The 22,662-nt window shown below is 64.8% G+C and carries 23 protein-coding genes and 3 pseudogenes; 9 read left to right on the top strand and 17 right to left on the bottom strand.

The annotated features are described in order from the left end of the window. Together EVC45_RS47125 and EVC45_RS48035 are read right to left on the bottom strand one after the other, a co-directional pair. A pseudogene (locus tag EVC45_RS47125) lies at positions 1–509 on the bottom strand (hemagglutinin); the annotation flags it as partial. 27 nt (positions 510–536) lie between these two features. Continuing rightward, positions 537–1,328 (bottom strand): annotated as a pseudogene (locus EVC45_RS48035) (ESPR-type extended signal peptide-containing protein); the annotation flags it as partial. An 811-nt stretch (positions 1,329–2,139) separates the two neighbouring features. Between EVC45_RS48035 and EVC45_RS48030 the strand changes: the two are divergent. The 5 genes and pseudogenes from EVC45_RS48030 to EVC45_RS35655 all read left to right on the top strand — a co-directional run bounded on the left by EVC45_RS48030 (position 2,140) and on the right by EVC45_RS35655 (position 5,535). Then, on the top strand, positions 2,140–2,499 hold the full coding sequence (locus EVC45_RS48030; protein ID WP_373683109.1) for a M23 family metallopeptidase: 360 nt from the start codon (positions 2,140–2,142) through the stop codon (positions 2,497–2,499). Continuing rightward, a pseudogene (locus EVC45_RS35670) lies at positions 2,447–3,071 on the top strand (GNAT family N-acetyltransferase). The gene EVC45_RS48030 and the pseudogene EVC45_RS35670 overlap by 53 nt, the downstream one beginning before the upstream one ends. Positions 3,072–3,111: 40 nt before the next feature. Next, positions 3,112–3,567, top strand: a complete 456-nt coding sequence (locus tag EVC45_RS35665) for a MarR family winged helix-turn-helix transcriptional regulator (RefSeq protein ID WP_129962842.1) — start codon at positions 3,112–3,114, stop codon at positions 3,565–3,567. A gap of 58 nt (positions 3,568–3,625) precedes the next feature. Then, a complete protein-coding gene (locus EVC45_RS35660; RefSeq protein WP_129962841.1) occupies positions 3,626–4,894 on the top strand; it encodes a M20 family metallopeptidase in 1,269 nt (422 codons plus the stop codon). After that, positions 4,891–5,535: a trimeric intracellular cation channel family protein gene (locus EVC45_RS35655; protein WP_129962840.1), complete on the top strand. Its 645-nt coding sequence runs from the start codon at positions 4,891–4,893 to the stop codon at positions 5,533–5,535. The genes EVC45_RS35660 and EVC45_RS35655 overlap by 4 nt, the downstream gene beginning before the upstream one ends. A 15-nt stretch (positions 5,536–5,550) precedes the next feature. On the opposite strand, the gene EVC45_RS35650 is transcribed toward EVC45_RS35655, so the two are convergent. From EVC45_RS35650 to EVC45_RS35585, 14 genes are all read right to left on the bottom strand, one after another. Next, positions 5,551–6,870 carry a pilus assembly protein TadG-related protein gene (locus EVC45_RS35650; RefSeq protein WP_168991594.1) on the bottom strand — a complete coding sequence of 440 codons (1,320 nt, stop codon included), beginning with the start codon at positions 6,868–6,870 and terminating at the stop codon, positions 5,551–5,553. Between the two features lie 50 nt (positions 6,871–6,920). Continuing rightward, the gene (locus EVC45_RS35645) at positions 6,921–7,415 is read right to left on the bottom strand and encodes a TadE/TadG family type IV pilus assembly protein (RefSeq protein WP_129962838.1); all 495 of its coding nucleotides are present in this window, start codon (positions 7,413–7,415) and stop codon (positions 6,921–6,923) included. Further along, complete coding sequence (locus EVC45_RS35640; protein WP_248295385.1) at positions 7,412–7,864, bottom strand: TadE/TadG family type IV pilus assembly protein; 453 nt, start codon at positions 7,862–7,864, stop codon at positions 7,412–7,414. Before EVC45_RS35640 ends, EVC45_RS35645 begins: the two co-directional genes overlap by 4 nt. 52 nt (positions 7,865–7,916) lie before the next feature. Next, positions 7,917–8,885: a type II secretion system F family protein gene (locus EVC45_RS35635; protein ID WP_129962836.1), complete on the bottom strand. Its 969-nt coding sequence runs from the start codon at positions 8,883–8,885 to the stop codon at positions 7,917–7,919. Between the two features lie 28 nt (positions 8,886–8,913). Then, positions 8,914–9,891, bottom strand: coding sequence for a type II secretion system F family protein (locus EVC45_RS35630; RefSeq protein WP_129962835.1), 978 nt, complete (start codon positions 9,889–9,891; stop codon positions 8,914–8,916). 52 nt (positions 9,892–9,943) lie between these two features. After that, positions 9,944–11,305, bottom strand: a complete 1,362-nt coding sequence (locus tag EVC45_RS35625; protein ID WP_129962834.1) for a CpaF family protein — start codon at positions 11,303–11,305, stop codon at positions 9,944–9,946. Between the two features lie 36 nt (positions 11,306–11,341). Further along, complete coding sequence (locus EVC45_RS35620; RefSeq protein ID WP_129962833.1) at positions 11,342–12,553, bottom strand: AAA family ATPase; 1,212 nt, start codon at positions 12,551–12,553, stop codon at positions 11,342–11,344. Between the two features lie 69 nt (positions 12,554–12,622). Further along, a complete protein-coding gene (locus EVC45_RS35615; RefSeq protein WP_129962832.1) occupies positions 12,623–12,937 on the bottom strand; it encodes a hypothetical protein in 315 nt (104 codons plus the stop codon). 21 nt (positions 12,938–12,958) lie between these two features. Then, positions 12,959–14,890, bottom strand: coding sequence for a type II and III secretion system protein family protein (locus tag EVC45_RS35610; protein WP_129962831.1), 1,932 nt, complete (start codon positions 14,888–14,890; stop codon positions 12,959–12,961). Positions 14,891–15,003: 113 nt separating this feature from the next. Then, on the bottom strand, positions 15,004–15,828 hold the full coding sequence (gene cpaB / locus EVC45_RS35605; RefSeq protein WP_129962830.1) for a Flp pilus assembly protein CpaB: 825 nt from the start codon (positions 15,826–15,828) through the stop codon (positions 15,004–15,006). A gap of 36 nt (positions 15,829–15,864) precedes the next feature. Next, positions 15,865–16,407, bottom strand: coding sequence for a prepilin peptidase (locus tag EVC45_RS35600; protein ID WP_129962829.1), 543 nt, complete (start codon positions 16,405–16,407; stop codon positions 15,865–15,867). Positions 16,408–16,437: 30 nt separating this feature from the next. Next, positions 16,438–16,608, bottom strand: coding sequence for a Flp family type IVb pilin (locus tag EVC45_RS35595; protein WP_129962828.1), 171 nt, complete (start codon positions 16,606–16,608; stop codon positions 16,438–16,440). Positions 16,609–16,676: 68 nt separating this feature from the next. Further along, entirely contained in the window at positions 16,677–16,847 is a 171-nt protein-coding gene (locus EVC45_RS35590; protein WP_129962827.1) for a Flp family type IVb pilin, read from the bottom strand. Positions 16,848–16,947: 100 nt separating this feature from the next. Then, positions 16,948–17,160: a hypothetical protein gene (locus tag EVC45_RS35585; RefSeq protein ID WP_129962826.1), complete on the bottom strand. Its 213-nt coding sequence runs from the start codon at positions 17,158–17,160 to the stop codon at positions 16,948–16,950. A gap of 675 nt (positions 17,161–17,835) precedes the next feature. On the opposite strand from EVC45_RS35585, the gene EVC45_RS35580 reads away from it, so the two are divergent. Genes EVC45_RS35580 through EVC45_RS35570 form a run of 3 tightly spaced genes read left to right on the top strand, consistent with a single transcriptional unit; the run spans position 17,836 to position 20,595 of the window. Continuing rightward, the gene (locus EVC45_RS35580) at positions 17,836–19,122 is read left to right on the top strand and encodes a glycosyltransferase family 87 protein (protein ID WP_129962825.1); all 1,287 of its coding nucleotides are present in this window, start codon (positions 17,836–17,838) and stop codon (positions 19,120–19,122) included. Between the two features lie 13 nt (positions 19,123–19,135). Next, entirely contained in the window at positions 19,136–20,197 is a 1,062-nt protein-coding gene (locus EVC45_RS35575) for a glycosyltransferase family 2 protein (RefSeq protein ID WP_129962824.1), read from the top strand. Positions 20,198–20,220: 23 nt separating this feature from the next. After that, positions 20,221–20,595, top strand: coding sequence for a GtrA family protein (locus EVC45_RS35570; RefSeq protein WP_129962823.1), 375 nt, complete (start codon positions 20,221–20,223; stop codon positions 20,593–20,595). 23 nt (positions 20,596–20,618) lie between these two features. On the opposite strand, the gene EVC45_RS35565 is transcribed toward EVC45_RS35570, so the two are convergent. Then, on the bottom strand, positions 20,619–21,854 hold the full coding sequence (locus EVC45_RS35565; protein ID WP_129962822.1) for a YbfB/YjiJ family MFS transporter: 1,236 nt from the start codon (positions 21,852–21,854) through the stop codon (positions 20,619–20,621). Between the two features lie 312 nt (positions 21,855–22,166). On the opposite strand from EVC45_RS35565, the gene EVC45_RS35560 reads away from it, so the two are divergent. Next, positions 22,167–22,646: a hypothetical protein gene (locus EVC45_RS35560; RefSeq protein WP_129962821.1), complete on the top strand. Its 480-nt coding sequence runs from the start codon at positions 22,167–22,169 to the stop codon at positions 22,644–22,646. Positions 22,647–22,662 lie beyond the last annotated feature (16 nt).

Genomic DNA, 22,662 nt, shown 5'->3' with positions numbered 1-22,662 from the left:
CTCAGGTCGTTCGCGATGTTCTGCACCGAACCCTCGACGTTCGTCACCCGGTTGTCGATACCCGTGATGTTCGTCTCATTCTGCGTGATGCGTGTATCCATGCCACCGATAGCCGTCGTGTTCTGCGTCACACGGGTGTCCATGCCGCCGATATCCGTCGTGTTCTGCGTGATGCGGGTGTCCAGACCACCGATCGCCGACGTGTTCTGCGTCACACGGCCATCCAGACCCACGATGTTCGAGGCGTTCTGCGCCACACCCTGGTTCGTCGCATACAGCTGCGAGCCGTTCACCGCGTCCGTGCTCGTCGCGCTCAGGCGACCCGCGGCCACGTTCGTGATCGTGCGCTCGTTACCCTCGCTGCCCACGCTCACCGTGCTCGTCGGGTTTGCTCCGGCGAACGCGTACTCCGTCCCGCCGATCGTCGCGCCCGCCGTGCCCACTGCCGCGGCCGTCGTCGAGTCTGTGCCCAGTGCTACCGAATACGCCTCCGTTGCAGAGGCTCCCATACCCACTGCCACCGCGCCTTCCCCTGACGACAGAGCCTCAGTGCCAAGCGCCGTGGCGAGGTCCGCTGACGCAGCAGCGTTACTACCAACCGCAACGGTGAATCTCCCCGTCGCCTTAGCGACCGTACCAAGCCCCGTCGAGGCATACCCGAGCGCCCTGGAGCCCGATCCAAGCGCCGTGGCGTAATCGTCGCCGGAAACGGCATGATAACCAACGGCAGCCGACCCGATACCTGTGCCAGTAGCCATATGACCAAGGACAGCTGCATGGTTACCCGATGCGACCGTCTCTGCGCCGATTGCTGCACCATGAGCACCGCTTGCGCTGCTGGCAGCACCCATTGCAAGTGTATTGCTCCCTTGTGCCTCAGCGTTGTAGCCAAACGCACTGCTGTATACACCGGACGCCTTCGCCTGGACACCTACGGCCGTCGCCACGGTCGAGGCGACGCTGCCAAAGCCCAAAGCCGTGGCCCAGTCCCCAGTCGCGGTCGCATTCGCCCCGTACAACGTTACACCCCCGAGTTTGTTTCCATTGGCCCCACAACCCGCCACAGTCGACCAGCTTGAGTCACCGTCGACCATGGGCGCATATGCGTGGGCCGTGCCGTCAGGTCCAGGGCCAGCAAAACCACACGCCTGCCCGCCCACCGCGATAGTGCTCGCATGGCCGGCCTGTGCCGCCACGATGAACGCAGCCACCGCAACTAACTTGACCACCCTCGCCCGACTCGATTTACCTCGTGCGGGAGCAAGTTCGGAGGCCGCTACCCACGAACCAAGAGCTTCATTCCAGACGCTGGTATACGACTTGTTCATGATGTCACCTTTCCAAAGATAATGAAATTAGATTTACGCCGAGCACACATCCAAAAAATCTCAATGATTAATAAATTTCAGTTAAACGGCTGTTTTGCCACACCACATCCCATCAAATTTCTGCCGCCCACTTAATCATTGAATCTGATTTCATTCTATATTTTCGAGATAGGACAAAAATAGGACCGATCCGAATCGGATTTGAATTTGTCTATGCACATCATTTGAAAAAACAATTGAAATCGGAGCACCAAAATCCGCCCGGCCAGCTGCGCACAGGATTCCTCTGCGGAAACGCCGAAGACGCCGACGAAGAATTTCCGCGACTGGTGCTTTTCCGGTAACGCGCGATAGACACGCGGGCTTAGATGAGCCTGCGCGACCGCGGGTCGGCCGCAGGTCGGCGCAAGGGCCGAAAAGCTCGGCAGGTCCGGCATCGAAGCCAGCGTCGAACGGGCTCGAGTCGCCTGCGTCTCAGAATGGCAGGACCACGTTAGTGCTATTGCCCGGACTGCCCCGGCGAGCCAATCTCAAAAATTAAATTCTCCCGATATTGGCAACAGCCGCGCCCCATAGACTAAAGGCTCCTCCTGCCGGACGACATAGCGCGAACGATAATCCTTCGTCGATTTATTGGATTTTCTCTGCGTTTAAAGCGACCTCATTCAGGCCCATTTTTTCGACTGCGAGGTTTTAAAACGATGCGCTTGCGCTATTTACATCACGCCTGGTCCTGCGCTCAGGCCATTACCACGATGGCGGCTCATTCGGTGTATTGCCGATTTGAATCTTCAGCGGCTGCGGTGTTGCCATGCTGCTGTCCATTCAACGGGCGTGGGCTTGCCGCAAAGCCATTTTTCTTGCCTCTCGAATACGTTCGGCTCAGTTCGCCATTCGATTGCCGACCCTGTCCGGTCAACGGCGAACACCTGACGCACACAGTGGGGACTTTGCCGCATCGAAGGGGACACCTGTCGTCGTGGCCACCTCAGGAACCGTGCGGCTCATTGGCTTCAAATCTGGATACGGCAATATCGTCGTACTCACGCATGACGGGCGCCATGTGCGAACAATTCGCGGCATTGCCCCTCGATACTCCGTGGGCAGCATGGCGTCGAATGCTGAAAGCACTCCGCCTCCCGCTGGAAAGCCGGACAGCTCGTCGACTTGAGGCAGAAGGCAATCGTTGTCTTCATGAACCTTGGGCGAAGATACCGCCGGGAGCCGACGTGCTGATCGATTGCGTGGAAGGTGGAGCATCGGTGAGCTTCATGCTGCCGATCTCGCACAACACGGCGCTCGCGTTCTGGCGCAACCGTCGCTGAGGGCGTCGCGCGCGACGCGCGTGTATTGCTAATCGCAGAAGATCGCGACGGCAGCATCGTCGGCACCGTGCAGTTGATTACCGCGCAGCCCGAAAATCAGCCGCATCGCGCCGACGTCGCGAAGATGCTCGTGCACAGAAAAGTACGTCGGCGCGGCGTCGCGCACGCTCTGATGAGCGAGCTCGATCGCATCGCGCGGGAAGAGAAAAAATCGGTTCTCGTGCTCGACACCGTAACCGGTGGCGATACCGAGCGACTCTATCAGCGCGCCGGCTGGCAACGCGTCGGCAGCGTGCCGAATTACGCGCTGATGACCGACGGAGCGCTCTGCGGCACGACGTTCTATTGCAAACAGCTTGGATCGCGCAGGCAGTCCGCCCACCGCAAGTATTTGAAAATTTCAACTACTTGCCTATAATGCCTGCACTGCATTTGGCGCTCGACGGCGGAGCAAATCCTTGTACTCGGACTTCCTGACTTTCAGGCTCGATCTGACCAGCGCGTTGCTGACCAACCGCGCCAACGTGGTTTACCGCGAGCACTGGGATCTCGACGTGCGCGCGCTGCGCGTGCTGCGCCTCGTTTGCGCGGAGCCCGACATCACGCCCAAAACCGTTTCGCAGCGCGCGCTGATCGAAAAAACGCTGCTGTCCAAGGTTCTTTCCGAGCTTGAAACACGTGGCCTGATTTCGCGCAACATGCATGAGTCGGACCGCCGCAGCATTGCGTTGCGCGCCACCGCGCACGGCCTCGACGTCGCGCAGGCGTCCGAAGCGGTCGGCACCGAGCTCGAGGTCGAACTCGCGAAGGCGCTGAGCGCGAACGAACGCAAAACGCTCGAACGTCTGCTCGGCAAGCTTTCGCACAGCCTGCTCGAAAGCGAATCCGCCAACGCGCCACCTGCGCGATCCTGACACCCGGTCCGCATTGCGCCGCGTTCTTCCCGGCGTTCATGCCAACAAGGAGCCCTCCATGTCGAAGCTGATCCAAACGATGTCGAGCGCGATCGACGCGCTGCTGCCCGAACTCGAAGCGATCTACAAAGACCTGCATGCGCACCCCGAACTGTCGATGCAGGAAGTGCGCACCGCGGGCATCGTCGCGGATTACGTGGAAAAGCTCGGTTACGAGGTGACGCGCAACGTCGGCGTGACGGGCGTGGTCGCGCTGCTGCGCAACGGCGACGGCCCCACCGTGATGCTGCGCGCCGACATGGACGCGCTGCCGATGGCCGAAGCGACCGGCCTGCCCTACGCGAGCACCGTCAGAGCGAAAGACGAAGACGGCTTCGACGTCGGCGTCGCGCATTCATGCGGGCACGATATGCACGTCACGTGGCTGCTCGGCGTCGCGCGTCTGATGGCCGGGCATCGCGACGCATGGCGCGGCACGCTGATGGCCGTGTTCCAGCCCGGCGAGGAAGTCGGCCGCGGCGCGCGCAGCATGCTCGACGACGGCATGACCACGCGCTTTCCGAAGCCCGACGTGATTCTCGGCCAGCACGTGATGGTCGGCGCGGCGGGCACGGTCGGCTATCGCAGCGGCACGATCCTGTCGGCCGGCGACAGCATCAAGGTCAAGCTGTTCGGGCGCGGCGCGCACGGCTCGCAGCCGCAGACCTCGATCGATCCCGTGATCATGGCGGCCTCGACCACCTTGCGTCTGCAAACCATCGTATCGCGCGAAATCGCGCCGAGCGACAGCGCCGTGCTGACCATCGGCTCGCTGCAGGCCGGCACGAAAGAGAACATCATCCCCGACGACGCGACGCTGAAGCTCAACATGCGCACCTACGACGAAGACGTGCGCGAGTACATGCTAGGCGCGATCCGCCGCATCTGCTGCGCCGAATGCGTGGCGTCGAACGCGCCGCGCGAGCCTGAATTCACCACGCTATCGAGCTATCCGCTGACGATCAACGACGCCGCCACGACCGAGCGTGTGCGCAACGCGTTCGCGGCTCAGTTCGGCGAGCGCGCGTACGAATCACCGCCGGCCGCGGCAAGCGAAGACTTCAGCGTGTTCGGCCGCGAATGGAACGTGCCGTACTCGTTCTGGTTCGTCGGCGGCACCGACCCCGCGGTGTTCCGCCAGGCGCTCGCCGCGAAAAAACTCAACGAAATCCCGAGCAATCACTCGCCGAAGTTCGCACCCGTGCTCGACCCGACGCTGCGCACGGGTCTCGAAGCGATGCTGTGCGCGGCCGGCGTCTGGCTCGATCAACCCGAAACCACTCAGTGAATTCCCACGCCGTCTATACCATTCTCGATTTGATCGGCACCTTCGTATTCGCGATCAGCGGCGCGGTGGCCGCGCGTCAACGACGGCTCGATCTCTTCGGCATCGTCGTGATCGCCTTCATGGTCGCATGCGGCGGCGGCATCGTGCGCGACGTGTGCATCGGCGCGATCCCGCCGGCGGGGCTGTCGAACTGGCGCTATCTGGCGACCGCGCTCGGCGCATCGGCGGTGACGATTCTTGCGTATCCGCAGGTGCGCCGGCTGCGTCAGCCAGTGCTGTTCTTCGATGCGATCGGGCTCGGTCTGTTCGCGGTGTCGGGCGCGCAGAAGGCGCTCACGTATGGCCACAATGCCGAACTCGCGATTCTGCTCGGCGTCGTCAGCGCGGTGGGCGGCGGCGTGATGCGTGATGTCGTGCTCTCGCGCGTACCGGCAATTCTCGAGCGCGAGATCTATGCGTCGGCCGCGCTGTTCGGCGCGGCGGTGCAGGTCGGCTTCTCGTATGCGGGCTGGACCGACTGGTGGACGCCGTGGTTCGCGACGTTGGCTTGCGTGCTGGTGCGGCTCGCGTCGCTGCGCTTCGGCTGGCGGCTGCCGGTCTTTCAGGGCAGACGCACGGCCGAGACGCGCGACAATCCATAACGAGCCCTTCGCGCTTCAGCTCGCGGTTTGCGGAATCAGCCGCGGCTTGGTCAGGCTGTACGCGATCTGGCTGAACAACGCATTGAGGCTGTTCGTGCCGCCCGCCGCATTCGCACAGGTGTCCGAATAGAAATACGACGAACCGGAAGCGATCGACAGCATCGTATTGCACGCGGTGAGCTTGTCGTTACCGTCTCCGCAACTCGGCGCCGACGCGGCCTCACCGCCCAGATACGCGACGGTATAGATCAACGTGCCCGTGCTGGTCTTGATGTTCGACGCAGCAGTGATCGCGGCCTGGCACTCGCTGCCATACGTACTGCTGTACGTGCTGCCGAGTTGACTCGTCGACGACGTCGCGATGCCGTCGCTCAACAGAATGATCACGTTCTGGCCGGCCGGATGCTGTGTCGACGACAACGTGGTGAGTGACGATTGCGCGGCCGTAAGCGCCTGCGCGTAGAACGTGCCGAGACCGCCGGGCGCCGCCATGCCGCTGCAACTGCCGCCACCCAGCGCCTGCACGATGCCCGAGGTCGTGCTAACCGCGCCGTTGCTGCCGAGATAGCCGGTGTTCAACGACGAAACCTGGTAACTTGCGCCCGTCGCAGAATAGCTGCTTGCGATGGTCGCCGACTTACCCGAGCAGGAAAAGTTATACGTGGACGAGGTTTGCGGTGGAAAAGCCATCAGACCGACGTTGTCTCCCGCATTGGTCAAGCCGGTCAGCAGTTTCAACGCGCCCGCCTGAGCGCACGCCAGCCGCGTTAGCGCGACACCCTTCGAGTTCGTGCAGTTGCTGTCCGTCGTCGTGGCCATCGAGCGCGTGGTGTCGAGCACGATCATCACGTTGTAGAGCGCGGGTTCCGCGCCGCCACCCGCCCCGGCTCGCGAGGTCGCGGAAATGGTCTGCGAATTCTTGCCGAACACGCGCGCGAAATACAACGGCACGGTCGCCGTCTGCGTGACCTGGATGCCGTTGGCGCCGGAGGCCGCCTGCTTGTACGGCAACGTGACGCTCGACAACGTAAGGGGGGTGATCGTCGCGCTGGCGGGCACGACGGAGGCAGGCAGCTGGTTGTTGTATCCCGCCGTGAACGCCTTCGCATCGCTGGCTGCGGTGGTCCACGATTGCGTCCAAAGGTCGACCGCGCCCGACAGCGCCGCGGCATCGGTTGCGCTTTGCAGGCGCCGCTGGCTATAGGCCAGGTAACCGAAGTCGACGCCGAGTGCGACGAAGCCCAACAGCGCGACCATCGATAACGCCACCAGAACGGAAACGGCGCCGCGCTGGCGCCGACGCGAGCCACGCGAACTACGGTAGGTTGTTTTCATGTTTTCACGCTCTCTCAAACGGTTGCACCGCTTTTGTTCTTCTTGCGTCGTCATTGCACCCGCTCCACCGCGCTCGCATTGAGCGCGGTCGGCATCATCGCGTACAGACCCGACAGGCTGCCCTTGAACAGCGGCGCGAACGTGTAGGTGACGGTCACGGTCGCCGTGCCGACCGCGCTCGTGCCGCCGGCGCTGGTCAGATCGGTGGCGCAGCTCGAATCGCTACTGCACGTGGCGCCGTTCACCGACATCGCGACCGACAGGTTCGAGGTCTTCAACAGCGCGGCCGACGTGCTCACCTGACCTTGCGTGGACGAATACGGCGTGCTGGTGCCGCGTTGCGATGCGAAATAGCGCGCGCCCGCCGAAGCCGCATTGGCGACCATCACGTAGTTGCCAAGCAGCCAGCCGAACTGCGCGAGGCCGAGCAGGATCAACAGCAACAGCGGCGCGACCAGCGCAAACTCGACCGCGGCGACGCCCTTCTGTTGCTGCCGATTCGCTGAAGGTTTCGTTCTGCGCCTCGGACCAATGGCAGCGCTCATTGCACGACCTCCGACATGGTGGCGCTCAAACTGCCGGGCATGATGCTTTTGAGGTTGTCGAGCTTGCCGCCGAACAGAGGCGCGAACGTATAGCCGAGCTGCACCTTCGCCTGGGTGCCGGCGGCCGGCGCCTGCGTGCTCGAACCCAGCGCGGTGGCGCACGCGCTATCGCTCGTGCAGGAGGTGCCGCCGACACTCATCGAAATCGTCAGCGTGCCGTTCAGCGCACCGGTCTGCGAATGAATCGCGGCAGTCGCATCGGAGTACGGCGACGCATAACCGCGCTCCGCCGCGAGCTGATGCGCGCCGAGCGAGGCCGCATTGGTCAACACCAGGTAGTTGTTGATCAGCCAGCCGAACTGCACGATGCCGAAGATCAGCGCGAGCAGCAACGGCAGCACCAGCGCGAGTTCGACGGTTGCCGCGCCGCGTTGTTTTGTGCGTTTCACCGGCTCTCTCCGCTCGTTCCACATGTCGATTCGCTCGCAACGAAGTGTCCGGTCATGCGCCGCCCGCCATGCTCGGCAGCAGATCGCGATAGATGTGAATCATCGCGGGCCCCATCAGCACGACGAGCAGCGCCGGGAAAATGCAGAACATCAACGGAAACAGCAGCTTCAGCGCGATCTTCGCGGCGCGCTCCTCGGCGCGCATCCGACGGCGCGTACGCAGCGTATCGGACAGCACGCGCAGCGATGCGCCGATGCTGGTACCGAAGCGCTCGGCCTGGATCAGCATCGCGCTGAACGAGTCGATGTCTTCCACACCGGTGCGCAGCGAAAAATTGCGCAGTGCCTTTTCCTTCGAGAAGCCCGAGCGCATTTCGAGCAGCATCAGTTCGAGCTCGCTCGCGACCACCGCGCTGCGCAGGCGGATTTCCTCGCCGACTTTCATCAGCGACGAATCGAGACTCAGACCCGCTTCGACGCACACGGTCAGCAGATCGAGCGCATCGGGAAAGTCCTCGACGATGCTGCGCTTGCGCGCTGCGATGCGGCGCGACAGCACGACGTTCGGCAGGTAGTAGCCGAGCGCGGCCAGCACGACCAGCACGATCGTCCGTTCGAGCAGCGAGTTCGCGAACGACGAGCCATAGAGCATCAGCATCGCGATGAGCGGCAACGACAGCGCGAGCGCGGTCTTCGCGGCCAGATAGATCGGCCCGGCGTTGGCCGAGCGCCAGCCGGCGTTCATCAATTGCACGCGCAGCGCGAATTGCTCCCAGCCGTCCTTCGGCACCGACAGCTTCGAGATCGGCTGCGAGATCTCGACGAGCTTTTCGTACCACGGCGTCTGCGCGGCGGCGTCGAGTTGCTCCGGCGTCGGCACCGCATTCGCACCGCCCGCCTGCTCGATGCGGCGGCTCATGTCGCGCGGCGCGCTCAGATGCATCGCGCCGAACACGGCCGCGAAGACGATCGCGAATACGCCGGCAAGCAACAGAATCTGCGTGATGTTCAGTGTTTGCATGGTCGTTCTCCGATGACCTGTTCCCCGCTCAGACGCGAATCTTCACGATGTGCCGCATCCACAGAATGCCGAACAGCATGCCGGCGCACGCCACCCCGATCATCTTGACGCCCGCCGGGTCCTGCCACAGCACATTCAGGAACCCGGGGTTGATCAACATCATCGCGGCGCCGACGCCGAACGGCAGCAGGCCGAGCACCCACGCGGACATCTTGCCTTCGGCGGCGAGCACGCGAACCTTGTCGAACAGCTTGAAGCGGTCGCGAATCAGCGCGGTGATGCCGTCGAGCACTTCGGCGAGATTGCCGCCCGTCTCGCGCTGGATCACGACGGCGATCACGAAGTAGCGCAGATCGCGAATCGGCACCCGCGTCGCGAGATTGGTCAGCGCCTCGCTGATCGACACGCCGTAGTTGATCTCGTCGAACACGATGCGGAACTCGCCGCTCATCGGTTCGGAGAACTCGGTGGCGACCATATCGATCGCGCCGGTGAACGCATGGCCCGAGCGCAACGCGCGCGCGAGCATGTCGCAAACGTCCGGCAGCTGCCGTTCGAGTTGACGGATACGCCGATTGCGCCGCCGCTGCACATAGATGAGGGGCAACAGCGCGGACACCGCGGCGATGCCCACTGTGAACGGCCACGGCATCGCAAGGGTCGCGCCCGCGATCAGCACGAACGGCGGCAACACCGCGCAGGTTCCGACGAGCCGCCCGACCGACCACGACAGCCCCGACTGCTGCAGAAACAGATCGAGCGCATGGACGCGCGGAATGAGCAGCAGAAGTCGCGTGAGCGTCGCCGAGTCCGCCATCGTGCGCGACTTCAGAATCGACAGACGCTGTTTGCTCATCGGACCGCCGGCCGATACCGCGCGAATCCGCGAATCGACGCGGCGCGCGACCGGGCCGTGTCGGCTGTTCCAATACTCGTAAACGCCGCCTGTTGCGAGCACCACGGCCGCGAACAGCAGAATGATCGCCGCGTAGAAAATCGGGTTCATGCAAGTCTCCTGAAGCACCGTGCGAGCGGTCCGCTCGCGTTGCCCATACACGTCATGTCGTTTCGAAGCGCCGCGCCGGATCGTAGACCTGATCCGACGGCGCCACGCCGAATGCCTGCAAGCGCTCGGCGAATTTGGGCCGCACGCCGGTCGCGCAGAAATGGCCGCGCACGTTGCCCTTCGCATCGACGCCGGAGCGGCGGAACACGAAGATCTCCTGCATGTTGATCATGTCGCCTTCCATGCCGGTCAGCTCCGAGATGCTGATGATCTTGCGGCGACCGTCGGTCAGGCGTGCAGCCTGCACGATCACCGTAATCGCCGATGAAATCTGCTGGCGCATCGTGCGGGTCGGCAGCGACAGGCCGCCTAGCGTCATCATGTTTTCGAGGCGCGTGAGCGCGTCGCGCGGCGTGTTCGCGTGGATCGTCGACAGCGAACCTTCGTGGCCGGTGTTCATCGCGTTCAGCATGTCGAGCGCTTCGGCGCCGCGCACCTCGCCGAGGATGATGCGGTCGGGGCGCATCCGCAGCGCGTTGCGCACCAGCGTGCGCTGCGTGATCTCGCCGCGGCCCTCGATGTTCGGCGAGCGGGTTTCGAGGCGCAGCACGTGCTCCTGACGCAGTTGCAGCTCGGCCGCGTCCTCGATCGTGACGATGCGCTCGTCGCCCGGAATGAAACCCGACAGCAGGTTCAGCAGCGTGGTCTTGCCGCTGCCCGTGCCGCCCGACACCAGCATGTTCACCTTCGCGCGCGCGAGCGCGTCGAGCACTTCGGCCATCGGCGGCGTCATGCTCTGCAATTCGATCATGTCGGCGACCTGCAGCGGATTCGCGGAGAAACGGCGGATCGACAGCAACGGCCCGTCGATCGCGCAGGGCCGGATGATCGCGTTCACGCGCGAGCCGTCCGGCAGCCGCGCGTCGACCATCGGGCTCGATTCGTCGATATGGCGGCCGACGCCCGAAACGATCTTCTCGATGACCTTCATCAGATGCGCGTCGTCGTAGAAGGTCACGTCGGTCGGCTCCAGCCGGCCACGGCGCTCGACGTACGTATGACGATGCGTATTCACCAGAATGTCGGACACGCTCGGGTCGCGCAGCAGCACTTCGAGCGGACCGAAGCCGAACATTTCGTCGTGCACGTCGCCGACCAGCTGGCGGCGTTCGAGATCGTTGGCGGGCGCCTTCTGATCTTCGAGAATGCGGCCGATCAGCGTCGCGATCTCCTGGCGGACCTGCTCGGGCGGCAAGCGCGACAGCCGTTCCAGCTCGACGCGTTCGAGCACCGCCTGATGAATCTCGCGTTTCAGTTTCTGGTAGGCACCGCGCAACATGCCGGCGCTCGCCGGGTCCTGGCGTTCGCCCAGCGGCTGCACGCGTTGCGCGGAAATCTGCTCACGAAGCGACATGACGTTCCCCTGTTCTGATCGTGTGACGTTGGAGCGTTAAAGCGTTTCGAGTTTCGGCGCCGGCTGGCGGCCGAGCAGCCGCCCGAACAGCGACTCGCCCTTGGCGCGCGAACGCCCCGGTTTGGTCGCGCGTGCCGCGATGTTTTCGGCGAGCGCCTGCAGGCTGCGCGCAACGCCGCTGCCGCGCGCGGTCTTCGATACCGGCAACCCCTGGTTCATCGCCTCGGCCACCGTTTCGGCATCGTCCGGGATCACCTGATACGCGCTCATGCCGAGCACCGATTCGAGCGCCGCGCGCGGCCGCTCGCCGTGCCGCGTGTAGCGGTTCAGGATCAGCCGCATCTGCTCCTGCGCGTAGCCGAGCGAGCAGAGAATCTCCTGCAGCCGTCGGCCGGCGCGCACGTGCGGCATGCTCGGCTGCAGCACCAGATGAATCTGGTCGCTGCGATCCAACGCGAGCATCGACAGCCGGTTCAGCGTCTGGCCGAGATCGAACAGCACGAAGTCGTAGTGCGGCGCGGCGACGCCGAGCAGCCACTCGAGGCGGTCTTCCTTGATGTCGGCCGCCTTCACCGGGTCGCCCGCGCCGGCGAGGATATGGAAGCTGTCGCTCACGTGCACGAGGCTCGTGTCGAAGAACGCCGCATCCATACGTTCGATCTGCGCGCAGATTTGCGGTAACGTCGACGGCGGCGTCTGGTCTGAGACCAGAAACGCGGCATCGGCGAATTGCTGGTTCAGATCGATCAGCAGTACGCGCTTTTTCTGCGGCAGAGTCGCGATCGCATGCGCGACGTTCGCGGCGATGAAGCTGGTGCCCGCGCCGCCCTTGCACGAGACGAACGACAGAATCCGCGTGTCGCGCGTGCCGCCTTGCAGGCTCTGCGCCTGCGCGCGCTGCAACGCGTCGCTGAACTGGCGCGAATCGAGCGGCCAGTTCAGCACGTCGCGAAAGCCCGCGCGCATCGCAGCGATCAGCGTTTGCGGCGACGCGTCGGGAATCAGCAGGATGCAGGTGAGGCGCCCATGCTCGCGATGCAAACGCTCCACCACCGCGAGCTCCGCGTCCTTCAGCGACGCGGCGTCGACGATCAGCACGTCGAACGCATCGAGCGTGTCGCCGCGTTCGCCGAGCAGCGACGGCGTGCCCATCGCGCGCGTGATCCGGTAGTCGCCGGCTTCGCCGCTCAGATGCGCGATCTGCGCGAGCCGTGCGGCGTCTTCAGACAGAGCCAGGATGTTGATCATGATGTTCTCTACCGAGCTGTCGAATTAACGGGCGGGCGGCGCGTGCACCAAGGTGCGACGCGTCCGCCATCACTGAGTGCCGCCACTGCTGCCGATGCCGATCACGAACGGATTGAACGTCGTGACCGGAGCCTGGAACGACTTCTCGTACTGCTGCTGCGCGGCGACCGCGGCCTTGCCGTCGATGCCAGGCGTCGAGGGCGTGTGCTCGCCTGCATGCGGATCGATGATCTGCATCTGCGTCACCGTGCGCACCGCGTCGCCGACGTGAGCGTCCCAGATCGGCGAGCTCGACAGGCAGCCGCTCAACGAGCCGCTCAGCGTGGCGCACAGCGTCAGCAGCAACGCCGCGCGGCGCGTGATCAGAAGATGTTCGAGTTTCATGAGAGTCTCCTTCGCGGCGCGTTACTGGTTGGGCTGAGTGGCCTTGAGCGCCGGGTTGCCCGGGCTCGCGGCGTCGGCTTTGGCGAGCGCGGGTTCGGCGTTCGCTGGCGCTGGCGCTTGCGCTTGCTCCTGCGTTGCCGACGCTGCCGTTGCCGTCGTCTTGTCGGTTGGCGGCACCGAGGCCGACGGCGCGGGCCGGTCCGCCTGGGTGTCACGCGGCAGCAGCGTGGCAGGTGCGGCCGAGCCTTCGGTCGGCGCCGGCGTCGGAACCGGTGCGGGCACGGCGGGTTGCGTTTGCGGCTGCGCGGGCATCTGCGGTGCGTTCGGGTTCGCGGCGCCCGCTGCCTGCGCCGCGGGCCGGCGGCCTTCCATGTTGCCGGTCGCGTAGACGGTGGCTTCGGACACGCCCGTGAAGCTATCGGTCGGCAGCGGATAGTCGCCCGGCGGCAGCGGCTTCACCAGATGCACGGTGACGATGAAGATCAGCTCCGTGCGATCCTGCTGGAACGACGTGCTGCGAAACAGCGCACCGAGCACCGGCACTTCGCCGAGCGCAGGCAGAGCCTTCAGCGAACCGGTGATGTTGTTCTGGATCAGCCCGCCGATCGCGAAGCTCTCGCCGTCGTTCATCTGCACCGTCGTCGAGGCGCGCCGCGTCGTGATCAGCGGCAGGATCGAGGTGCTGCTCGTGCCGCTCGACGTCACGGTGACGCCGGTCGGCGACAGCTCCGACACTTCCGGCGCGACCTTCAGGTTGACGCGGCTGCCCGCCAGCACGGTCGGCGTAAATTTGAGGCCGACGCCGAACTCTTCTGCCTGCAGCGTGATCGTCGAGCCGCCCGTGCCGTTGCTTTGCGGCACCGGAATGAAGACCCGGCCGCCCGCGAGGAACGACGCTTCCTGGCCGCTCAGCGTGACGAGGTTCGGCTCGGCGAGAATCTTGCCGAGGCTGTCGCTCTTCTGTGCGTCGACGGCGATATTGAACGGCCTGTTGTTCGCCTTGCTCACCGCGATACCGCTGCTGACCCCGGCGAGCAGGCTGCTCACCAGCGCGCCGGTCCACGAGCCGAAGCCGCCCTGAATGTTGACCGCCGCGCCCAACTGATTGAGCAGCGTCTTCGACACCTCGGCGACCTTCACTTCGAGCATCACCTGCTGCGGCGAATCGACGGTCATCATGTTGATGACTTCGGATCCCTTGCTGGTACTCGTGCTCTGCTGCGAGATCGACCCGCCGTTACCGAAGCTCGCGGTGCTCGACTGGTCTTGCTGCGTCGGCTGCGCGCCCGCGTAAGCGCCGGCGATGTTCATTGCCTGCTGGGCGGCCTGCCCGCTCGACACGCGACCCGCGAGCACGAGGTTGCCGGCCGCGCTCGACACGCGAATGCCGCGCTCGTTCGGCAGCAGTTGCGCGAGTGTGTGTTGCAGCCCGTCGGCATCGACGCCGACGCTCACGTCGATGATCTGGCATGCGCCGCTGCGGCCCTGCACGATCATGTTGGTGGTGCCGACGCTCATGCCGACCACGTACAGCGTGCGCTGCGACACGAGCGTCGCCTGGGCGACCACCGGATTGCCGAGCGTGCGGTTGCGAGCGGGCTCGATGAGCGGAACCAGAGTCGACTTGCCGACGGCAACCGACACGGTCGACTCGTCGCGAATGTCACCGGTGCAGTTCGGTCCCGTCAACTGCGCGGGGGCAACCGTCCGGCCGCTCGCCGCGCCGCTCGGAATCGGCGTATTGCTGACCATCATCGGCACGGCGCCCCGGCCGACCGGCAGCGGCGCGGCCTGCGCGCCCCAGCCCGCCGGCATCTGCGCGGCAGCCATCATCTGCGCCGCGCTGTCGTGCGCGGCCGTCAAGCCGGCGCAGAGCGCGGCGGCGAGCACCGTGTTGCCGAGCACGCGGCACCGCTTGCCGCTGCCGGATGAGAACCGTTGTTGAGTTTTCATGTTGCTGCCCCCGTCGCTCGATAGGTGTGAACCGAGACGTCTTTTTGATTGCCTTCTGATTCAGATCGCGGCGCCTGAGCTGAACTTGCGCAAACCCGCGCGCCGCGACCGCGCTAGAAACATTCGACGCTGCCCGTCACGCCCGACAGCACGCCGACGCAATCGCGCTTGGGCGCCGGACGCGCCGCATAGTGCGTGCGCGCCGGATGCACCTCGGGCGCCGCCGGCGCCGACGCCGGCACGTCGAGCAAGGTCAGCTTGGTCGCGCCGCCGGTGCTCGGGGTCTTCTTGTCGACCTGGTTGCGCAGTACCAGCGACAGCGTGCCGACGCTGCGTGCGAGGTCGAGCTTCTCGGCCTGCTCGGGCGACACCTCGAGCGTCACCGCGTTGACCACTTTCGGCGCGGTGTCGTCGCGGCTCACCTGCTGCGCGACCGCCAGCACGAGGATCTTTTCGAGCACGATCTTCGAGATGCTTTGCGGCGTGTCGGTCTTGTTCGCCTGCTGCGTGTTGACGATCACGTCGACGTAGTTGCCCGGCAGCGCGAAGCCCGCGACGCCGACCACGTCATTCACGCGCACCGTGATCGCGCGATTGCCTTCACCGATCACCGCCGACAAGCCACCTTTGGTGCCTTGCGGCGCGAGCTTCGATTCGAGCACCGGCTCGCCGGGCGCGAGACTCGTCAGCACCACGCGCCCTTCGAGCGCCTTGCCGTCGGCGAACGCACCGGGCGGCACGCTCGAAGTCGGCCAGCTGACCATGTGAATCAGGTTCTGGTTCAGCGGCTGGCCGAGACCGATGTCCGACGACGCCACCGCAACCGACGTCACCGCGCCCGACGACGTCTGCAGCAGCCAGCGCGACGCGAAACTCACGGCCGCGAGACCCGCCAGCACGGCGATCGTCAGCATCACTAAAGCCCGACTGTTTTTCATGGCAACACTCCCGCATCGTTCAGTGGATACGTCCGGCTATAGCGCGGCCGCGAACAGCATTCCGAGGGTTCCGGCCGCGATTGCGACACCGTAGGGAATCGACCCAACCGATTCGGACTGTGCATCGATCAGGTTCGGCTGTCTGAGCGGCGCGATCACGAGGCCGCCGATCAGTTGCCGCAGATTCAGAAGCAATCTCGTGAATCTGCCGCGGAACAGCACGATCAGCAGAGACCAGAGCCCGCCGATCAGAAAAGTGGCGAGCGCGATCCGCCAGGTCAGCGCGGGGCCGACCCACGCGCCGATCATCATCAGCAGTTTCACGTCGCCGGCGGCCATACCGCCCATCAGATAGAACGGCACCAGCACCGCGAAGCCGCAAGCGGCGCCGATCAGACAGTCGAGCGCGCCCGCGAGCGGGCCGTGGATCGACATCTGCACGGCGAGCGCGGCGGCGAGTCCGAGTGCGATCATGCGATTCGGAATCCGCCGCGCCGTGATGTCCGTGCTCGCTGCCACGATCACCAGCACGATCACGCACAGCGGTACAGGATGTGGCGGTAGGGTTGGCAGCGTCATGATGACCTCGTGGTGGATGATGGCGCAGCGTCAAACCGACGATGCGAGGTTGTTGAATATCGACTGCAGGTTGGTGCCGAGCGTGGTCACGCCGCCGATAATCAGCAGCGCGATCAAGCCGGCGAGCAGACCGTATTCGATGGCCGTCACGCCGTGTTCGTCGTGAACGAAACGTGCTGCTCGGGCAATCAGATTCCTCATGGCAGACTCCTTTCTCGAGTAGGGAAGGCGACGGACGAATCGCTATGTTCGTCCGTCGGCACGAGCACTCAGACCGACGAAGCGAGGTTGTTGAAAATCTTCTGCAGGTTGGAGCCGAGCGCGGTGGCGCCGCTGATGATCAGCAACGAGATCAGGCCGGCGAGCAGACCATATTCGATGGCGGTCACGCCGTCTTCGTCACGAACGAAACGAGCTGCGGTAGCGATGATGTTCTTCATGATGAGACTCCTCTGGATGACTAACTAATAGAACCCGTTACCAGGATTGGCGTGGGCGGTGGTACTGCGGGCACTGCTGGGAACTGCGGAAAACTGCTGGCTAGTCTCGCCGGCCGGTCAGCGCCGCGCGGTGTTTGATCCGCACAGTCGCAACGCTGGGCGAGACGAGCTGAAGGAAACGGGGGAAGTGAACCGGCAGCTGCCGGGCGAGCCGCAGCATGGCGGGCGCGTGCCGCTGGCGCAGCATGGCCGCACGATGTGCGCCGCACATGGGCTTGTTGTCGCCGCGCAGTCGCATGATCTTGTTGTGCATACATCCCCCGAATTTCGTGATCTTTTTCTTGGCGCCAGCTCGAGGCCGGCATCCGCTAGTTTGTCGACGATGGCTTTCTCTCCCTCGCCATGGTGTGCTGCCTGTTGTGGTCCGCAGCATCGTGTCGTCGACTTCCGCGCACTCCCTATCGCAAGGACGGGGCCAGCTTTGCGAAAACAACGCAACGACGCGGGTTCGACTCGATCGCCCCCTGGTGCTCCGCCGGATTCGCGTCCGAAATGTCCGAATGCGCAACGTTTTGCGAAGCCCGCCGGGCACTTCGCGGATCGCGGAGAGGCCCACCGTGTAAGGCTCGGCACTTTTTGCCCAGGACTTTCCCTGGTTCGGTAAGAATGAAATTCCGCTGAGAAATCGCCTTTCCCGAAGGGCGCGGCGGTCCAAAGCGTCTCATCGGCGAGACCGCTTGGTGCGCTGGCGCACATAGAGCAGGCCGTTTGGCCCGTTATTTGGCGGAATCGGGCGTGCGCGGCGCGCGACCAGGAAAACGCGCCCTTGAAAGTCGAGTAATTTTCCGCCAACAATGAGCTGACCGGTTCCGCGCAACGACACAGCTTTCGATTCGATGTCGCGCGCGAACACTCAGAAGACCGAATCAATAAACAGATCGAACGGAGGGTCGACAGACCTGATCCGGATCACACGGGGGCGGGGATCATGTACGTACCACAACTACGCATGCGCAGCGACGACAGCGAGGTGCACAGCTGGCTCACGCCCGAGCGCATGGTGTTCTATTGCTGCGGAATATGCGTGCTGTACGTGGTGCTCTTGACGTTGTGGTTCTATGCGAGCCACGGTTTCACCGAACAGCACTTCAACCGTCCAGGTGCGGACTTCACGGTTTTCTGGTCGGCATCGTATGGGCTGCTGCATGATTCGGCCTTGCAGGTCTACGACCATGCCTCGTTCGACAGAATCCAACGGGCGCTATTCTCGAGCGTCAGCATCGACAGCGTGATGCCCTGGCTCTATCCGCCGACGTTCCTCGTGCTGATCTCGCCGCTCGCGCTGCTGCCGCCGCTCATCATGTACTTCGTGTTCGTCTGCGCCGGCGTCGCACTGTTCAGCGCGGGCACGCTGCGCATTTCGGGCCTCGCCGACAGCTTCCGGGGATCGCGCTTCGCATGGTTCGTCGTCGCGGCATCCCCGTGCGTGTTCGTGCCGGCCATCTTCGGCCAGAACTCGCTGCTGACGGCCGGCATCGCCGCGCTTACGCTGCATTGGCTGCGTCATCATCCAGTACGCGCAGGGCTGTGCCTCGGCCTGCTCGCAATCAAACCGCAAATGGCCGTGCTGTTTCCGCTCGTGCTGATCGCGGCGCGCGCGTGGCGCACGCTCGCCGCCGCCGCGTTCAGCGCGACGCTGTTCGGCGCGTTCAGCGTGTTCGTTTGCGGCGTGCAATCGGTGCGGCTCTTCTTCGTCAACACCGGCGTGGCGCGCGAGACGCTGCTCGAACATTGCCGCGGCTACTGGCTCGCGTCCCCGACCACGTTTGCGGTGCTGCGCGAGGGCGGCACGCCGATCGCCCTTGCCTTCACGGCGCAAGCTTGCATGGGGCTCCTCGCAGCGGCAGCCGCGTGGCACGTGTGGCGAAACACACGCGATGCGCGCTTGCGCGCGGCGAGTCTCGTGATTGCCACGCTGCTTACGAATCCGTATGTGTGGCATTACGAACTGGCGTGGCTCGGCATCGCGATTGCCTGCCTGACCGCGCTCGGCATCGATAAGGGCTGGCTGCGCGGCGAGCAGAGCGTGATCGCCCTCGCGTGGCTGCTGCCGGCCTACGAACTTTTCAACCGCAACACCGAGTTGCCGCAGATCGGCCCGATCGTTCTGCTGCTGATGCTGCTCATCGTCTTGCGCCGCGTGCGCATGGGCAGCGAGGGCCGCGACGAGCGTGCCGCCCTCGCCTATTCGTATGCCACTCAAATAATCCGATAAACGGGGAAGCGTCATGTCAACCCATACCAACACGCCATTGATCTCGCTCGTCGTGCCGTTCTACAACGAGCAGGACGCGGTGGAACGCTTCTTCGCGGCGGTCGTGCCGGTGCTCGAATCGATCGACGGCACGCGCTTCGAGATCGTCTGCATCAACGACGGCAGCAGCGACGCCACGCTCGATCGCCTGATCGCGCAGAGCGGTCGCGACCGGCGCATCCGTGTGATCGACCTGACGCGCAACTTCGGCAAGGAAGCGGCGCTCACCGCCGGCATCGACGAAGCATTCGGCGACGCGGTGATTCCGATCGACGCGGACCTGCAGGACCCGCCGAGCCTGATCCCGGTGATGGTCGAGCATTGGCGCGCGGGCGCGGAAGTGGTGGCGGCCAAACGCACGAACCGCCTGTGCGATACGTTCGCCAAACGCACGGCCGCGTCGCTCTACTATCGCGTGCACAACGCGCTGTCCGAAGTGAAGCTGCCGGAGAATGTCGGCGACTTCCGGCTGATCGATCGTCAGGTGGTCAACGCGCTGCGCAGCCTGCCGGAGCGTCGCCGCTTCATGAAAGGCCTGTTCGCGTGGGTCGGCTACCGCACCGTGATCGTCGAATACGAACGCGAGCCGCGCAGCGCGGGCCACTCGAAGTTCTCAGGCTGGCGGCTGTGGAATTTCGCGCTCGAAGGCATCACGAGCTTCAGCACGGTGCCGCTGCGCAGCTGGACCTATATCGGGCTGTCGATCGCGACGCTGTCGTTCCTGTATGGCGGGTTCATCATCGGCCGCACGCTGTGGTCGGGCAATCCGGTTCCCGGTTACGCGTCGACGATCTCGGTGATGCTGTTCATGGGCGGCATCGAGTTGATCGGCATCGGCGTGATCGGCGAATACGTCGGGCGCATTTACTACGAGTCGAAGGAGCGGCCCGTTTATCTGGTGCGGCGTCGCTATCAGGCGAAGAGCAAGGTCAGCATGCTGCCGGGCGTGCGTCAGGATGCGCGCGCGCCGCATGTGGCGCGCGTCGAGTTGACACGCAGGCGTGCCGCGCCGCGGGTTCGCGTCGTGGGTCAATGAGCCAGGCGCGACGGAGCGTCGAGATGATTCTGGTCGAACGGGTCAAGCTCGCGCGCTTTGGCGCGGCCGGCGTCATCGCGACCGGCCTGCATGTATGCATCGCGCTGACGCTGATTGCGGACGCCGGCATGTCGCCGGCGTGGGCCAACGCGATCGCGTTCAGCTGGGCGACGGCGGCCTCATATCTGTTGAACACGTTCTGGCGTTTTTCGGCGCTGCCCGTGGTGATGAACGCAGGTCGATTCACGCTCGTATCGCTGGGTGGCCTGACATTGACCGCGCTCGTATCGCGGCTGACGCAGCTTGCGGGCGGCTCGCCCGCGCTTGGCATCGCGCTCGTCGTGTGCGTGGTGCCGCCGCTCACGTCCGTCGCGCATCGATGCTGGACGTATCGGTGAATACGAAGCACGCGTAGCGCAACTTACGCCGCGCGCAACGCCCTCTGACACGCCGCGAGTGCCGCACCGCCCGCAAGCAGCAGCGCCGAATACACGAGCCCCCGCGCGAGCCCGGCGCCATCGGAGACCCAGCCGATCACGACCGGTCCGACGATCTGCCCGAACGCGAACACGATCGTGAAGGCGCTGATGCCCTTTGCCCAGTGGCTTGCGGGCAGATTGTGGCGCACGAACGCGGTCGTCGACGCAACCGCCGATAAAAACGTCGCGCCGAACAGCGTGCCCGAAACGAACGCGACCCACGGCTGCGTGAACAGCGCAGGCAGCAGCGTCGCGAGCGCCAGCAGCGCGTTGAGCACGGCGAGCGCCTGGCCGCCGCGCATGCGATCGAGCAGCGTCGACCAGATCCGCGCCGACACCACGGTCGCCGCACCCAGCAGCAGATAAAAACCGGTGACAACCGCCGCGCTCATGCCGGCGTTGCGCAGCAGCGCGACGATGAACGTCATGTAGCCGATATAGCCGACGCCGAACAGACCGTATCCCGCAAGCGCGGCCGCGAACTGCGGCCAGCGCGGCGCAGGGGTGGCGCCGGTTGCGTGCGTCGCGGCAGCCGCGCCCATGTGCGCACGCTCGATCCGGCGCGACGCACCGATCGCAGCCGCTGCGAACAGCGCGCAGGCCGCCGCCAGCGCGAACCACGCGAAGTGCCAGCCGTGGGCAGCGTTGAGGATCGTCACCGGCACCAGCACCGACGACGCGACGATCCCCCAGCCGGTACCGCCGTAATACAGACCGAGCACGAGCCCCGCGTCGCGCGGCCGCGCCGACGCGAGCCGCGCCGCGAGCACGCCGCCGCCGATGAAGACCGCCGCGCTGCTCGCGCCGGTGATCACGCGCAGTGTCAGTAGCGCATGCGTGTCGGCGGTAAGGCCGGTGCCGGCCATCAGCAGCGCGGTCGGCACGCAACCGCCCGCGAACAGCGCGCCCGCCGACCAGCGGCGCGCGAGGCGCGGAAACACCAGCGCGCCGAGCAGATAACCGAGCGCGTTGGCGGTGTTCATCGCACCGGCCTGCGCGAAGCTCCAGCCGAGGTCGAGTTTCATCGACGGCAACAGCAGCGCATACGCGAAGCGCGCGAAGCCGAGCGCGATCGCGCTGCCGAGCGATAGCGCGGCGGCGAGCCGCAGCGTCGGCAGGCGTTGTGCGGTGGTCGTGGTTGGCGCGTGCGATGCGGTGTCGGCGGAACGGGAGGACATGGGCGGACGGACGTGGACGGGAAACGCTGCGGGCCGGTTCTGGTTGGATGGTGAGTTGGACGCATGCGGCAGATTGCCATGATAGCTGGGAGCGACGTTTCGGTTTGACGGTTAGTTGCATTGAATCGGATGCGAAGAGCAATGCCAAGCGCTTTTCGAAGACCTATCAAATGAGAATGATTTGCATTAACGATCGTTTTGCTCCATGATTCACCGCATGGCAGATCACCCGACCTTCAATCCGACCCGCGACACGGCCGCCCCCCAAGTGACCGGCGCGACGTTCCGGACTGTCTCAAACGAGGAGCATCGATGAACTTCCGCTCTCAACACGACAGCCGCCCCGAACTGATCGACGACCTTCCGCTCGACGCCGCCGGCGCGCCCGATCACACGGTGCTCAGCGCCGTGCGCACGTGGCTGCGGCCGGCCTGCGAAAGCGCGCGCGGCAGTCTGCATTGGCGCGACATCCTGAGTCAGGCCGGCTTGCGTCAGGACGGCATCGAGCACTTCGATCTGCTGATGCGCTCGTTGATGCACGTGTCGTATCGGCCGCTCGACATGCGCTGTCGCTGCGCGACCGAGCTCGGCAAGGACGAGGCCGTGATGCTGCAATCGATCGCGCTGCTGCAGAAAACGCATAGCGGCGCCGCGTTGCGGATGCTCGGCGAATGGCTGCCCGCGCCGGCGGTCAGCGGCGTGCTGAAGCTGCTGCGCTGGTTCGCGATCAATCTGCTCGACGCCGGCGTCGAACTCGACGTGCAGGCGCGCCGCGTCACCTACATGCACTGAGGACGTGGGCATAGGG

It is taken from the genome of Paraburkholderia sp. UYCP14C (assembly GCF_004197395.1).
Taxonomy (GTDB): domain Bacteria; phylum Pseudomonadota; class Gammaproteobacteria; order Burkholderiales; family Burkholderiaceae; genus Paraburkholderia.
The sequence above is the reverse complement of the archived record's forward strand: the minus strand, read 5'-3'. Positions and strand labels throughout refer to the sequence as shown.